The organism is Rhodospirillales bacterium, assembly GCA_014323865.1.
Taxonomy (GTDB): Bacteria; Pseudomonadota; Alphaproteobacteria; order SP197; family SP197; genus SP197.
Genome location: JACONG010000010.1, coordinates 221273 through 235586 on the forward strand (window position 1 = coordinate 221273; position 14314 = coordinate 235586).

General features: G+C 64.2%; 17 protein-coding genes. 16 read left to right on the forward strand and 1 reads right to left on the reverse strand.

Annotated elements, in window-relative coordinates; all coding sequences use genetic code 11:
• The first annotated feature begins 2 nt into the window (after nt 1–2).
• From nagZ to GDA49_05465, 12 genes are all read left to right on the forward strand, one after another.
• Entirely contained in the window at nt 3–995 is a 993-nt protein-coding gene (gene nagZ / locus GDA49_05410; protein MBC6439842.1) for a beta-N-acetylhexosaminidase, read from the forward strand.
• The gene (locus GDA49_05415) at nt 995–1690 is read left to right on the forward strand and encodes a site-2 protease family protein (protein MBC6439843.1); all 696 of its coding nucleotides are present in this window, start codon (nt 995–997) and stop codon (nt 1688–1690) included. Before nagZ ends, GDA49_05415 begins: the two co-directional genes overlap by 1 nt.
• Before the next feature lie 10 nt (nt 1691–1700).
• Nucleotides 1701–2495: a segregation/condensation protein A gene (locus tag GDA49_05420; GenBank protein MBC6439844.1), complete on the forward strand. Its 795-nt coding sequence runs from the start codon at nt 1701–1703 to the stop codon at nt 2493–2495.
• The gene (scpB, locus tag GDA49_05425; protein ID MBC6439845.1) at nt 2492–3109 is read left to right on the forward strand and encodes an SMC-Scp complex subunit ScpB; all 618 of its coding nucleotides are present in this window, start codon (nt 2492–2494) and stop codon (nt 3107–3109) included. The genes GDA49_05420 and scpB overlap by 4 nt, the downstream gene beginning before the upstream one ends.
• Before the next feature lie 63 nt (nt 3110–3172).
• Entirely contained in the window at nt 3173–4237 is a 1065-nt protein-coding gene (locus GDA49_05430; GenBank protein MBC6439846.1) for an ABC transporter ATP-binding protein, read from the forward strand.
• 171 nt (nt 4238–4408) lie between these two features.
• Nucleotides 4409–4654, forward strand: coding sequence for a twin-arginine translocase TatA/TatE family subunit (locus GDA49_05435; protein ID MBC6439847.1), 246 nt, complete (start codon nt 4409–4411; stop codon nt 4652–4654).
• A 26-nt stretch (nt 4655–4680) separates the two neighbouring features.
• Entirely contained in the window at nt 4681–5130 is a 450-nt protein-coding gene (tatB, locus tag GDA49_05440) for a twin-arginine translocase subunit TatB (GenBank protein MBC6439848.1), read from the forward strand.
• The gene (tatC, locus tag GDA49_05445) at nt 5127–6140 is read left to right on the forward strand and encodes a twin-arginine translocase subunit TatC (protein MBC6439849.1); all 1014 of its coding nucleotides are present in this window, start codon (nt 5127–5129) and stop codon (nt 6138–6140) included. The genes tatB and tatC overlap by 4 nt, the downstream gene beginning before the upstream one ends.
• 116 nt (nt 6141–6256) lie before the next feature.
• On the forward strand, nt 6257–7534 hold the full coding sequence (gene serS / locus GDA49_05450; protein ID MBC6439850.1) for a serine--tRNA ligase: 1278 nt from the start codon (nt 6257–6259) through the stop codon (nt 7532–7534).
• Between the two features lie 4 nt (nt 7535–7538).
• On the forward strand, nt 7539–8297 hold the full coding sequence (gene surE / locus GDA49_05455; protein ID MBC6439851.1) for a 5'/3'-nucleotidase SurE: 759 nt from the start codon (nt 7539–7541) through the stop codon (nt 8295–8297).
• A complete protein-coding gene (locus GDA49_05460; protein ID MBC6439852.1) occupies nt 8294–8929 on the forward strand; it encodes a protein-L-isoaspartate(D-aspartate) O-methyltransferase in 636 nt (211 codons plus the stop codon). Before surE ends, GDA49_05460 begins: the two co-directional genes overlap by 4 nt.
• Before the next feature lie 394 nt (nt 8930–9323).
• On the forward strand, nt 9324–9881 hold the full coding sequence (locus tag GDA49_05465) for a M23 family metallopeptidase (protein MBC6439853.1): 558 nt from the start codon (nt 9324–9326) through the stop codon (nt 9879–9881).
• A gap of 157 nt (nt 9882–10038) precedes the next feature.
• Here GDA49_05465 and GDA49_05470 read toward each other — a convergent pair whose 3' ends face one another.
• Nucleotides 10039–10896, reverse strand: coding sequence for an ATP-binding protein (locus GDA49_05470; protein ID MBC6439854.1), 858 nt, complete (start codon nt 10894–10896; stop codon nt 10039–10041).
• A 116-nt stretch (nt 10897–11012) separates the two neighbouring features.
• Here GDA49_05470 and yajC point away from each other — a divergent pair, with 116 nt between their 5' ends.
• The 4 genes from yajC to GDA49_05490 are packed head-to-tail and all read left to right on the forward strand — an operon-like array spanning nt 11013 to nt 14303.
• The gene (gene yajC, locus GDA49_05475; protein MBC6439855.1) at nt 11013–11375 is read left to right on the forward strand and encodes a preprotein translocase subunit YajC; all 363 of its coding nucleotides are present in this window, start codon (nt 11013–11015) and stop codon (nt 11373–11375) included.
• Between the two features lie 9 nt (nt 11376–11384).
• Nucleotides 11385–13001, forward strand: a complete 1617-nt coding sequence (gene secD / locus GDA49_05480; GenBank protein ID MBC6439856.1) for a protein translocase subunit SecD — start codon at nt 11385–11387, stop codon at nt 12999–13001.
• Nucleotides 13002–13011: 10 nt separating this feature from the next.
• Nucleotides 13012–13938: a protein translocase subunit SecF gene (gene secF, locus GDA49_05485; GenBank protein MBC6439857.1), complete on the forward strand. Its 927-nt coding sequence runs from the start codon at nt 13012–13014 to the stop codon at nt 13936–13938.
• A complete protein-coding gene (locus GDA49_05490) occupies nt 13935–14303 on the forward strand; it encodes an Mth938-like domain-containing protein (protein MBC6439858.1) in 369 nt (122 codons plus the stop codon). Before secF ends, GDA49_05490 begins: the two co-directional genes overlap by 4 nt.
• Nucleotides 14304–14314 lie beyond the last annotated feature (11 nt).

Below are 14314 nucleotides of genomic sequence, written 5' to 3' on the forward strand. Positions count from 1 at the left end.
CGATGCCCAAGGCGCTGATTACCGATCTTGCCGGTCTGACCTTGGGCGATGAGGAGCGGGCGTTCCTGCGTGACTCCGATCCCCTGGGGCTGATTCTCTTTGCACGGAACATTAATAATCCAGATCAAGTATGTAATTTGATTGTAGAATTTCGCTCTGTCGTAGGGCGAGACGATGCGCCGGTCATGATCGACCAGGAGGGCGGGCGCGTTGCGCGCTTGCGTGAACCTCACTGGTGGGGCGGTGTCGCTGCCGAACGGCTCGGCACGGCCGGTCCCGAAGCGGCCGGTTTGGCGGGCCGGCTGCTTGCCCACGACATGCGCGCCATGGGGATCGATGTGGTCTGCGCGCCTTGTCTGGATCTCCGGATCAAGGGCATGCACGCCGTCATCGGCGACCGTGCCTTCGGCAGCAACCACGAAACCGTGGCGGTCTGCGGCCGGTCCTATTGCGACGGTCTTCAGGCCGGCGGCGTCGCGCCCATGATCAAGCATATGCCCGGTCACGGCCGGGGTTCGGTCGACCCGCACGATGTCCTGCCGACGACCGATGCCAGTCTGGAGACATTGCGCGACCACGATACGCGCCCGTTTCATGCCTTGCGCGACATGCCCTGGGGCATGACCGCCCACGTGATCTATGCGGCGATCGACCCGGACCGCCCGGCGACGCAGTCACCGAGGGTTATCGGTGACGTCATCCGCGGGGAGATCGGCTTCGACGGCGTGCTGGTCAGCGATGCGATCGACATGGAGGCGTTGTCCGGCAGTCATGCAGAACGCGCACGGGCCTCCCTGGCGGCGGGTTGCGATGTCGTGATGCACTGCAATCAACCTCTGGACTCCAGGCGTACGGTTGCCGATGCGGTGCCGGAACTCGACGGCGATGCCCTGCGGCGTGTGCGATCCGCTGCTGCCCGACGCTCTCAGCCGGAGCCCGGGTTCGATCCCGACGCGGCCCTTGCCCGCCTCGATGCTCTTCTGGCTGCGAGCTGATGTTCGGCGATCCCGCGGGTCTTCTCTACCAGATCTCGGTCTGGGTCCTGCCGGTCGTCACGGCGATCACGCTGCACGAGGCGGCGCACGGCTGGGTTGCCTGGAAGCTGGGCGACAACACAGCCAAGCAGCTCGGCCGGGTCACCTTCAATCCGATCGTTCATACCGACAAGTTCGGCACGGTCCTGCTGCCCGGTCTGCTTCTGCTGACCGGCGCACCGTTCCTGTTCGGCTATGCAAAGCCGGTTCCGGTGAACTTCCGGCAGCTGCATCGGCCCAGGCAGGACATGATCTGGGTTGCTGCTGCCGGCCCGGGCATCAACCTCCTCATGGCGTTCAGCGCCGCCGTGCTGCTGCATCTCGTTCCCTTGCTTCCGGCGGAGTGGGCGCAATGGACGTCCGACAACCTGCGCAATGCCCTGATCATCAACGTCGTGCTCGCGGTCTTCAACATGCTGCCCCTGCTGCCGCTGGACGGCGGGCGAGTCATGACGGGACTTCTGCCGACAAATCTGGCGCGGCCCTATGCGCGCACTGAACGCTACGGCATGCTGATCATCATTGCGTTGATTGCGCTGCCGCCGCTTATCGGTCAACAGATCGGTCAGCCCCTGAACGTGTTGGGGTGGATTCTGGGCCCGCCCGTGCAGTGTGTGATCAATGTGGTTTTGATGTTGGCAGGGCAGGGGAGCTAGGCGGGCTGCCATGCAGGGTACGACGGACGCTTTCGAGGATTCCTGGCCGGGAGACGCGAAAGCCACGAACTCCGCGTTTATCGTCGATGTCAGCGGTTTCGAGGGACCGCTCGACCTCCTGCTGACACTCGCGCGCCAGCAGAAGGTCGATCTGACGCGTATCTCCATCCTGGAACTGGCCGACCAGTACCTGGCGTTTGTCACCGAGGCGCGCGAGATCCGGCTTGATCTGGCCGCCGACTACCTCGTGATGGCTGCCTGGCTGGCTTACCTCAAATCGCGCCTGCTGCTGCCGGTCGACGAGGAGGAAGACCCCAGCCCCGAACTGATGGCCGAGGCACTGCAGTTCCATCTGCACCGGCTGGAAGCGATCCGCGAGAACGCCAAGCGCCTGATGCAGCGTCCGCAGCTCGGCGTCGATATGTTTTGCTGTGGCAATGCAGAGGGGCTGCCGGTCGATGTCGACGTGGTCTGGAAAGCCTCGCTCTATGAGCTGCTCAACGCCTATGCCGACCACACACGCCGCAGCGAGGGGCGCAACTGGCGTCCGCGTCCGGTCGAGGTCTTCACGATGGAGCAGGCGATCGAGCGGCTCAGCGCTCTGGTCGGCAATCTGCCCGATTGGAAGGATATGTTCGCCCTGCTTCCCGAGGAGGTGAAAGGCGGGATCATCTATCGCTCCGCTGTCAGTTCGACGCTGTCCGCCTCGCTCGAGTTGACCCGGCAGGGTCAGATCGAACTGCGGCAGTCGGGCGCGTTCGGGCCGATCGAAGTCAGGACCAAACAGCGGGGCGACGATTCATGAGCGAGATTTCCGAAGACCTCCGCATGATCGAAGCGTTGCTGTTTGCCTCGCCGCAGCCGGTCAGCGAGGAGGATATCGCGGGCCGCCTGCCAGAAGGCCTCGATGTGCCTGCACTGCTGGCCGACCTTCAGAAGGACTACCGGGGGCGAGGTGTCGAACCGGTGAAGATTGCCGGCAAATGGTCCTTCCGCACTGCAGAGAATCTTGGCACAAGGCTGAAGATTCGCATCAAGCGGTCGCGTCGGATGTCGCGTGCCGCGCTCGAGACCCTCGCCATCATTGCCTATCACCAGCCGGTGACCCGTGCCGAGATCGAAGAGATTCGTGGAGTCGGCCTTTCCCGGGGCACACTCGATCTGCTGCTCGAAATCGGCTGGATTCGGCCGTCCGGTCGACGCCGCGTACCGGGGCGGCCGCTGCAGTGGCGCACCAGCCAGCATTTCCTTGAGCATTTCGGTCTCGACGCGCTGGACGATCTTCCCGGACGCGACGAAATGAAAGCGGCCGGGTTGCTCGATGCCCGGCCCGATCTGCCGCCCGTCGGTCGCCTGCGCGATCATATGGACGATGGCAGCGCCGATGGCGAAAACGATATTGATGACGACGATGCCTGAGCACATATCTTGCACTTGCGAATAAGTTGCAGCTAGTGTGAGACGATCGAAGCCACGGAACCCATGGCCGGACTGTCCTTCCACGAAGTAAGCCACGCTTACGATGGCGTCGAAGCGCTCAAAGGCGTAGATCTCGAAATCGGCGACGGTGAGATCATTTGCCTCGTGGGACCGTCGGGCTGCGGCAAGACCACGGCGCTGCGCCTGGCAGCGGGCCTTGAGCGCCTGCAGACGGGCGAAATCCGCATCGACGGCGTTCCGGTTGCAGGCTACGGCCGCGAGGTGCCGCCCGAGGCGCGTGGTGTCGGGTTGGTGTTCCAGGACTTTGCGCTCTTCCCGCATATGACCGTGGCCGACAACGTCGCCTTCGGATTGCGTTCGCAGTCATCGGCTGAACGGTGCGTCCGGGTCGAACGGCTGTTGGGGCAGGTCGGCCTGGCGGGTTACGGCGACAAGTACCCGCATATGCTGTCGGGCGGTGAGCAGCAGCGGGTCGCGCTGGCCCGTGCGCTGGCACCCCAGCCCAGCGTTCTGCTGCTCGACGAACCCTTTTCCGGGCTTGATGTGCGCCTGCGTGAGGAGGTGCGCGACCAGACGCTGCGCATCCTGCGCGAGGTCGGCGCCGCGGCCATGGTTGTGACCCATGACGCCGAAGAGGCGATGTACATGGGCGACCGGATCGCGGTTCTCCAGGGCGGCCAGCTCGTTCAGGCCGGGCGGCCATCAGAGGTCTACCGCCGCCCCGCATCCGCGTTCGTCGCGAAGTTCCTCGGCGAGGTGAACTGGCTGCACGGGATCGTGCACGCCGGACGCGCCGCCTCGCCGATCGGCGAGGTCGCGGCGCAGGGGATCGACGAGGGCGAACAGGTCGACGTTCTGGTTCGGCCCGAAGGTCTGCATCTCTGCAGCGACTCCGGTGCCGAGGGCCGCGGCGCACGTGTGGTCAACCAGCACCTGCTCGGCTACAGCAGTCTGGTGACTCTCCGACTCGACGACGGCAACGAGCTGCGCGCCCGCATCACGGGCCAGGCTGCACCCGCGACCGGTGCGGATGTCCGCATCCGTTTCGAGGATGATGCGGTCTTCGTGTTTCCCTGCCGCCAGGGGAACAGAACTCGGGAATTCTGAGCCTTGACGTCAAGAAAACGCTCGAATTCGGTGCTATGAGACAGGTAAGGACCACGCAAACGTGCAATGTTTAGCGCTGGCGGGCGCACAACAAGACCATTATATGTTCCTGCTGACAGGGAAGGACTGGTCCTACCGGTCCGGGGAACCAGAACAAGAAGAGGTTCGCAGATGGGTGCTCTTAGCATTTGGCACTGGCTGATCGTGCTGGTGATCGTGCTGTTGCTCTTTGGCCGTGGCCGCATTCCGAAGCTTGCCGGCGATCTCGCCAGGGGCATCAGGGAATTCAAGTCGGGCATCAAGGAAGAGGAGACCGCCAAGACCGGGACGGTCGAGGAGGCTCCCCAGACGATCGAAGCCAAGGCCGGCGAGGCCGAAAGCAGCACGACCAAGGAACAGACCGTCAAACGGACCTGATTGTCCGGACCTGAGGGCGTTCCACGATGCTTGATCTCGGCTGGTCCGAACTTGCGATTGTCGGCGGCATCATTCTGATCGTCGTTGGGCCGAAGGACCTTCCGAAGGTGCTTCGGACCTTCGGGATATGGATGGGCAAGGCACGCAAGATGGCGCGCGAGTTCCAGAAGGCGCTCGACGACTACGCCAGGGAAGCCGACGTCGACGACATCAGGAAGGCGGTCGAGACGCCGATGAAGGCGAAGAAGGCAGTGACCAACGCGATCGATCCGAAGGGCGCGCTGAAGAACAGCCTGAAAGAAGCCGACAAGGACGTTCGCGAGAACCTCAAAGAGGTGGACCAGGTAGTCAAGGGCACGCCGGTGACAACGGCCGACAACGCCGATCCGACGACGCCCGGGAAACCCAAGGCGGTTGCGGCTGCCGAGAAGCCGACGTCATCGGCACCGAAGGTTCAGGCGGGCACCGCTTCGTGATCACGGATATCGACGATACCAGGCTGCCGCTGCTCGAACACCTGATCGAGCTGCGCCGCAGGCTCGTACGCAGCGCGGCGGTCATCCTGATTGCCTTTCTGCCGTGCTTCTACCTTGCGCCGGCGATCTTCAACTTCCTCGCCCTGCCGCTCTACGACGCTTATGGCCTGGCCCCGGTCGAGGCAGACGACGGGGAAGAGGGCTGGCTCGAACGCACGATGAACGACCTCTCGCTGTTGTTCACCGAGGACACACCCGAAACGACGGTCGGGACCGACGACAACGTCGCGACCGAGGGCACCACAATCGACCGCAGCGAGAATTCGGAGTTTCCTCCGAGGTTCATCTTCACCAGTCCCCAGGAAGCCTTCCTGACCTACGTAAAGGTCGGTTTCTTCGTGTCACTCTGCCTCTCGTTGCCGTTCCTGGCCTATCAGATCTGGTCGTTTGTCGCGCCAGGGCTCTACCGCAAGGAAAAGAAGGTCGTCCTGCCCTTCATGCTGGTGTTCCCGTTCCTGTTTCTTCTCGGCGCGGCGATGGTCTACTACGCCTTCTTCCCGGTCGCCCTGAAGTTCTTCCTCGGGTTCCAGCAGGGCGGTGGCCTCGGTGAGTTGCCGATCGTGATGGAGGTGCGGGTCAGCGAGTACTTCTCGCTCCTTCTCAAGCTCCTTTTCGCCTTCGGAGTCAGCTTCCAGTTGCCGCTCATGATGACACTTATGGCGCGGACCGGCATGGTCACGGCCGACGGTCTGCGTGAGAAGCGGAAGTACGCCATTGTGGCCGTCTTCGTGCTGGCGGCGATCATCACGCCACCCGATCCCTTCAGCCAGCTGGGTCTCGCTCTTCCGCTGATCGTGCTCTACGAGGTCTCTATATGGTGTGCCCGAATCACCGAAAGGAAGCGCGCTGAGGCGGCGGAGGAAGAGGAGGCTGTCGAGACGGCCGAGCCCGTGCAGGAAGCCGACGATCTCACCCGTTTCGAGGAAACTGACTTCAATCCCACCAGATAGTCGCTGCGATATGTGGACCGCTTCGGAGACCGGCCCTATACAGGCCGCCCTGAGAGCCGCCATGTGTCCACTTCGCAACGCAGCAGCGGAACCGATCGTGCCGCAGGAGAGGATTGATGCACGACATCGTTTGGATTCGCGAAAACCCCGACGCCTTCGATCAGGCTTGCGCAAAGCGAGGTCTCGAGGCGCTGTCGTCGCGCATCCTCGATTTCGATCGCTCCGTGCGCGCCGCCAGGACCTCGATGCAGGAGCTGCAGCATCGGCGCAACGAACTCTCCAGGCAGATCGGCCAGGCAAAGTCCAGGGGTGAAGACGCCGATGATGCGATCGCCGAAGTGGGGCGCATCAAGGACGAGATCGCCACGCTGGAAGAGACCGAACGGGTCGATGCGAAGATGCTCGAAGATGTGCTCGCCGGGATCCCCAACCTGGTCGACGATCAGGTACCGGAGGGTGCCGACGATGCCGGCAACGTCGAGATCCGGCGCTGGGGTGAGCCACCGCAGTTCGCCTTTGACGCGCGTGACCACGACGCGATCGGTACGGGTCTGGGCATGATGGACTTCGACAGGGCAGCCGACCTGTCGGGTGCCCGGTTCGTCCTGCTCACGGGTGCCCTGGCGCGGCTCGAGAAGGCGCTCGCGCTCTACATGCTCGATATCCACACTCAGGAGTTCGGCTACACCGAGGTCTCGTCACCACTTCTGGTTCGTCCCGAAGTCGCTTATGGCACAGGAAATCTGCCGAAGTTTGCCGAAGACCTGTTTCAGACTACCGACGGGCGCTATCTGATCCCGACTGCCGAGATGACGTTGACCAACATGGTCCGCGAACGCATCACCGACGAAGAGCGCTTGCCCATGCGGTTGACGGCCTTCACGCCGTGCTTCCGCTCCGAGGCGGGCGCCGCCGGGCGCGACACCAAAGGCATGATCCGTCAACACCAGTTCTGGAAGGTCGAGCTGGTTTCGATCACGACGCCCGAGCAATCCGAGGACGAACACGAGCGCATGACCCGTTGTGCCGAGACGATCCTTCAGCGCCTGGGACTGGCCTATCGCGTCATGGTGTTGGCGACCGGCGATATCGGTTTCTCGGCGCGGCGCACCTATGACCTGGAGGTCTGGCTCCCCGGACAGGGTGCCTATCGCGAGATTTCGAGCTGCTCGAACTGCGGTGACTTCCAGGCCCGAAGGATGCGGGCGCGTTATCGACCCAAGGGCGAAAAGAAGGCTCGCTTCGTGCACACGCTCAACGGCTCGGGTGTCGCCGTCGGGCGCGCCCTGATCGCCGTTCTGGAGAACTGTCAGCATGAGGATGGCTCGGTCACCGTTCCCGAGGTTCTGAGGCCCTTGATGAACGGTCTCGAACGCATCGAAGCGGTGGGCTGATCCGATGCGCATCCTGGTCACCAACGACGACGGTATCGATGCCAGCGGCCTTGCCTGCCTGGAAACCGTGGCGCGCGAGCTTTCCGACGATGTCGTTGTCGTGGCGCCTGCGACCGAGCAGAGCGCGAAGGGGCATGCGATCACGCTGCGCAATCCGTTGCGCCTGCGCTCCCTCTGCGACGACCGCTACAGCGTCGACGGCACACCGGCCGACTGCGTGATGATGGGCGTACGCCATGTCATGGTCGAGACGGGGGCCGATCTCGTGCTCTCGGGTGTCAACAGGGGCGGCAACATGGCCGATGACGTGACCTATTCGGGCACGATTGCCGCAGCCATGGAGGGCACGCTCCTGGGCGTGCCGTCGATCGCGCTGAGTCTGGAGTATCGCCGCGACGAGCCGATGCACTGGGACACGCCGCGCTTGCACGGCGCCGATATCGTACAGCGCCTGCTTGATGCCGGCTGGCCCAGGGGCGTTCTGATGAACGTCAACTTCCCGCCGGTCCCGCCGGGCGATGTGGAGGGGGTCTCGGTTGTCCGTCAGGGCGAGCACAACTTCGCCGACCTGAGGCCGGAACGAAGGACGGACCCGTTCGGCTGCGACTACTTCTGGACCAGTGGCTGGGGTATGGACGCGGGCCACATGGCCGACGGCACCGATCTCGACGCCGTCCTCAAGGGCCGCATCGCAGTGACACCGATCGCGCTCGATATGACCCATGATCGGACGCTCAAGAGGCTCGCTGACCGATTCCGATGACGGCAAACCCGGGCCTGATCCGGCTCCTGATGGAGCTGCGCGGCCAGGGCGTCACTGACATGGCGGTCCTGAACGTGCTGGAGGCCGTGCCGCGCAATGTCTTCGTGGGCGACGACCTGGCCGAGCGCGCCTGGGACAACACCGCACTGCCGATCGGCTGCAACCAGACCATCAGCCAGCCGGTCGTGGTCGGTCTGATGACGCAGAAGCTCGCCCTTGGCGAACGCATGCGGGTGCTCGAGGTGGGCACGGGGTCTGGTTATCAGGCCGCGATCCTCGCGCGGCTGGCACGCCGGGTCTACACGATCGAACGGCACGCCGACCTCCTGAAACAGGCGCAGGCACGCTTCGATCTCTTGAAGCTCTCCAACATCACGACGATGCTGGGGGACGGTTCGAAAGGATGGTCTCGGCAGGCACCTTTCGACAGGATCGTCGTGACGGCTGCGGCGAGCGCGATGCCCGAGGCCCTGATCGAGCAACTCGTTCCGGGCGGCATCATGGTCGTTCCCGTCGGTGCGGATACGTGGGAACAGAAGCTCTATTGCGTACGGCGGGTGGATGACGGCTACGAGAGTAACGCCTTTCTGGATGTCAGGTTTGTGCCGCTGGTCGATGGCGGCGCGCCTTAGCGTCCTGGTTGTACTGGCTGGCCTGCCGGTTGCCTGCAGCCAGTCGCCGGCGCCGGTCATCTTCGGTCGCGAGATCGAGACGGCGGGCAGGATTCCGCCCCTGCCTCCCGACCCTCCGGTGGCCAGGCCGGTGCGCAGGATTCCGCCCCTGCCTCCGCCAAAGCCGGAGTCGTCTTCCGATAATCTCGTGTTCGTCGGCGACGAACCCGGTGCCACGAGCGATCTGATCACACGCATCGAACAGATCCTGCTCGCCGAAGAGAGCGCTCCGGAACCGCAGCCGGCTGTGACGCAAACCGTGCCGACGGCCCAGGGTGATGTTCTGATGGTCACGGTCGAATCCGGCGACACGCTCTACGGCCTCGCGCGTCGGCTCGAGGTCTCGCCGCGCGATCTGATCGAGGCCAACGATCTTGAAGCGCCGTACGACATCTATGCCGGCCAGCGGTTGCGCGTTCCGGACGGTAATGTCGTCGTCGCATCGGTTGATCCCGAACCCGCAGAGCCCGAGCCGACGACGGTCATCGAGACAGTGAAACCCGTCACCGCGGCGATTGCAGAGCCGGTTCCTGACGGCGAGCTGCGCTTCACGTGGCCGGTCGACGGCGTGCTGCTCTCGTCCTATGGCGCGAAATCGGACGGTCTCCACAACGACGGTATCAACATTGCAGCGCCCGCCGGCACGCCGGTCCATGCCGCAGAGGATGGGGTCGTCGCCTATGCCGGTGACGAAATCAGGGGCTATGGCAACATGGTGCTGATCCGTCACGCGGATGGCTGGGTCACGGCCTATGCCCACAACGCCCAGAACCTCGTCAGCCGGGGCCAGACCGTGCTGCGGGGCGATGTGATCGCGAGCGTCGGCGCTTCGGGTGGCCTCAGCCAGCCGCAGAGCCACTTCGAACTGCGCCAGGGCACCGAGGCGGTCGATCCGATTCCGTATCTCAACTGAGTGCCCGCATTCTTCGACCTCTCTTCCCGTCATCGCCCGGCTCGACCGGGCGATCCATGTCGGAGCGCTTCGGCCGGTCCATCGGGAGAGGCCGGATTGCCGACATGGATGGTCCCATCAGGTCGGGCCATGACGCAAAAGGCTAGGGGGGAATGTGCTACCCCAATCGCTGGCCAAGCCGGCCGGCGAGGTCCTGGATGAACTGCCAGGCCACGCGGCCCGATCGGGCGCCGCGGGTGGTCTGCCATTCGATCGCCTGGGCGCGCAGGTCCTCGGGGTCGATGCTGAGTCCGAAATGGTTGACGTAACCGTCGACGATGGCGAGGTAGGTTGGCTGGTCGCAGCCGTGAAAGCCGAGCCAGAGCCCGAACCGGTCGCTCAGCGAGACCCTTTCCTCCACGACCTCGGCCGGGTTGATCGCGGTTGAGCGCTCGTTTTCCATCATGTCGCGCGGCATCAGGTGCCGACGGTTCGACGTGGCATAGAACATGACGTTGTCGGGCCGGCCTTCGATGCCGCCTTCCAGCACGGCCTTGAGCGACTTGAAGGTCGCGTCGTCGGTCTCGAAGGACAGATCGTCGCACAACAGCACGCAGCGCCGACCGCTGCGGCGCAGGCGGCCAAGCAGGCGGGGCAGGGTGGCGATGTCCTCGCGGTGGATCTCGATCAGCGCGAGCGCGCCCGGCGTCCTGGTGTTGACGTGGGCATGGACGGCCTTCACGAGGCTTGATTTCCCCATGCCGCGCGCACCCCAGAGCAGGGCGTTGTTGGCCGGCAGCCCCCGTGCGAAGCGTGTGGTGTTGCCACTGAGAATGTCCTTGACCAGATCGACGCCCATCAGGAGGTCGAGCGGGATGTGCTGCACCTCGGAGACGGCCTGGAGCGTTCCGGTTTCGGCATGCCAGACGAAGGCATCGGCCTCGTCCAGCGGATCGTCGGGCACTTCGGGCGGCGCAAGGCGCTCCAGCGCCGCGGCAATGCGCTCAAGCAGAGCGGTCTGGTCTTGAATGTCCATGGCGGTGGACCCTAATTCATCCCGGAACCAGAGGGAATTGGTGGTTCTGACGCCTCTTGCATCGGGGCTTTGGGCGGCTATAGTCCGCCACCCTCCGCAAAAGGCTGGAGACAAATATGCTGATTTCCGAGGCATACGCACAGGACGCCGGTGCCGCCGCGTCGGGCTTCGACCCTGTATTTGTGATCATGATGATCGGCATGTTCGCCGTGTTCTGGTTCCTGGTGATCCGGCCGCAGTCGAAGCGCGCCAAGGAGCATCAGGCCATGCTCAAGGCGATCAAGCGTGGCGATCAGGTGATCACCAACGGCGGCATCATGGGCCGCGTGGCGCGCATCGAGGGTGACGGCGTGCTTCTGGTCGAGATTGCGCCGAACGTGAAGGTGAAGTGCCGTCACGCCATGATCTCCGAGTTGGTGACCAAGCCCGAGCCGCGCGCCGCCAACGACCAGGCCGACGACGAAAAGAAGGACGGCTGATCCCGTCCCATGCTGCAGTTTCCCCCCTGGAAAATCTGGACGGTGGTGATCGTCTGCGCGTTGGGTTTGGCCTTTGCCCTGCCCAACGTTCTGCCGCGCGAGACCGCCGAGAGCCTGCCGACCTGGCTGCCGCACAAGCAGATCAGCCTGGGCCTTGATCTCTCGGGCGGTGCGCATCTGGTCGTTCAGGTCGATGCCGAGGCGTATGTCGAGGATCGAATCAACACGGTCGAGATCGAGATACGTCAGGCTCTGCGCGACGAGCGCATCGGGGCGCGCCGTATCGGTGTCGAAGGCGTGCCGGCTGAAATCTCGGGCGGAGAGTTCGTCGCCGGCGACGACGCGGGACCGGTTCTGACCTTCCAGCTTCGCCGCCTGGAGGACATCGAGGCGGCGCGCGAAGAGCTCTTCGAACTTATCGAGGATTTCAACATCGTCATCAATGACGAGGGCGGGATTCGCGCCACCATGACAGGGCAGGGGCTGACCCAGGGACTGAGCGACGCCGTCGAGCGGACGCTCGAGGTGCTCGGCGGTCGTATCGACCCCAACGGCGTTCTGGAGCCGATCATCGTGCGTCAGGGGGCGGACCGGATTCTGATCCAGGTTCCCGGCATCGAGGACACCCAGGACCTTCGCACCCGGCTCGGGCAGACCGCCAGGCTGACGTTCCATCTGGTCGACAGCGAAGCCAACCTCGCAGCGGCGCTCGAAGGCAATGTGTCGATCGGATCGATGCTGGTGCCGACCTACCTGAACGAGCCGCCCGGGCACTATGTCGTCGAGGAATCCTGGGTCGTCAGCGGTGACAGCCTGACCGATGCCGCTGCCACGTTCCAGCAGGGGCGGCCGGTGGTGGCGTTCAGCTTCGACGGCGTCGGCGCAGCCCGCTTCTGCGACACGACGATGCAGAATGTCGGGCGACCTCTGGCCGTCCTGCTCGACGGCGAGGTGATCAGCGCACCGCGAATCAACAGTGCGATCTGCGGCGGCAACGGCATCATCGAGGGTGCTTTCACGGCGACGGAAACCCAGGAACTGGCTTTGCTCCTGCGCGCCGGTGCGCTGCCCGTGCCCTTGACGGTCGTCGAAGAGCGCACGGTCGGCCCGACGCTCGGTGCCGACTCGATCGAGGCGGGCAAGATCGCGGCCTCGATCGGCTTCGTCGCCGTGATCGTCTTCATGGTGATCTGCTACGGCCGTTTCGGCATCTTCGCGAACATCGCGCTCTTCACTAATCTGGTGCTGATCATGGGGGCGCTCTCGCTTCTGCAGGCCACGCTCACCCTGCCGGGCATCGCCGGCATCGTGCTGACGGTCGGCATGGCGGTTGACGCCAACGTGCTGATCTTCGAGCGCATCCGCGAGGAGGTCGGCCACGGCCGGACTCCGCTCAATGCGGTCGAGGCCGGCTTCAGGCGTGCGATGACGACCATTCTGGACGCCAACATCACGACGGCCGTGGCGGCCACACTGCTCTTCTTCCTGGGCTCGGGTCCCGTGAAAGGCTTCGGTGCGACGCTGGCGATCGGCATCGTCACCTCGATGTTCACCGCGATCATGCTGACCCGCATGCTCTCGTACCTCTGGCTGCGCCGGGCGCGGCCGCAGACCCTGCCGATCTGAGGCCGTCGCCATGAAGCTGCTTCGCCTCGTTCCGCCGGGCCTTCGCATCCCGTTCATGCGTTACCACAGGATTGCGGTCGCGCTGTCGACGGTTCTCTTCATGGCCTCCGCAGTCCTGCTGGTCTCGGTCGGCCTCAACTTCGGCATCGACTTCAAGGGTGGCACGCTGATCGAGATCGAGACCCCCGAAGCACCCGATCTCGCAGACCTGCGCGATGAACTCAATGCCCTCGGGGTTGGCGATATCTCGCTCCAGGAATTCGGTGCTTCCAACGATATCCTGATCCGCCTGCCGCTGCTCGATGGCGGTGAAGAAGTCCAGCAGGTGGCGGTGCATGCCATCCAGGACGCGCTTGCCGTGTTGTTTCCGGAGATCGAGTACCGCAGGATCGAGTTTGTCGGACCACAGGTGTCGGGCGAGCTGATCCGGAACGGCACCCAGGCCGTCCTCGTCGCGATCGTTCTGATGATGCTCTACATCTGGTTCCGCTTCGAATGGCAGTTCGGAATCGGCGCCGTGCTGGCGCTTGTCCATGACGTCGGCCTGACGATTGGCATGTTCGTCCTGTTTCAGATCGACTTCGACCTGCCCGTGGTGGCCGCGCTGCTGACGATCGTCGGTTACTCGATGAACGACACGGTCGTCGTCTACGACCGGATTCGCGAGAACCTGCGCAAGTACAAGCAGGAGACCATGCTGGAGCTCGCCGATCGGTCGCTCTCGGACACCCTGGCGCGAACGATCATGACCAGCGTGACGACCCTGCTGGCGCTCGGCGCGCTCTACATCTTTGGCGGCGAGGTGATCGCGCCGTTTGTCCTGGCCATGATCTGGGGTGTGCTGGTCGGCACCTATTCGTCGTTGTTTGTCGCCGCACCCCTGCTGCTCTATGTCAAGCCCGTCCGCAACGTCGACGACGACGAAGAGGACGCATGAGCGAGGGGCTGAGCCCCGGCCGCAAGACGATCTCAGCCTATGGCGACGGCGGGTTTCGCATCGCCGACCGGCGCTACGAAGGTTCCGTCATCGTCTTCCCCGACCGGGTGATCCCTTGGTCCGTCACACACAAGGCCGACGTCACGCCCGGGAGTTTCGCTGACGTCATTGCCGGGGCGCAGTCCCTCGACATTCTGCTTCTGGGCTGTGCCGGCGAACCGCCTTTGATCGCGCAGCCGATCCGCGAGGCGCTCAAGGCGCATGGCATCGTGATCGACGCCATGGATACCGGTGCTGCCTGCCGCACGTACAATGTGCTGCTGGGCGAGGGCCGGGCCGTCGCCGCCGCACTCATTGCCACCTGAATCGGAAGGGC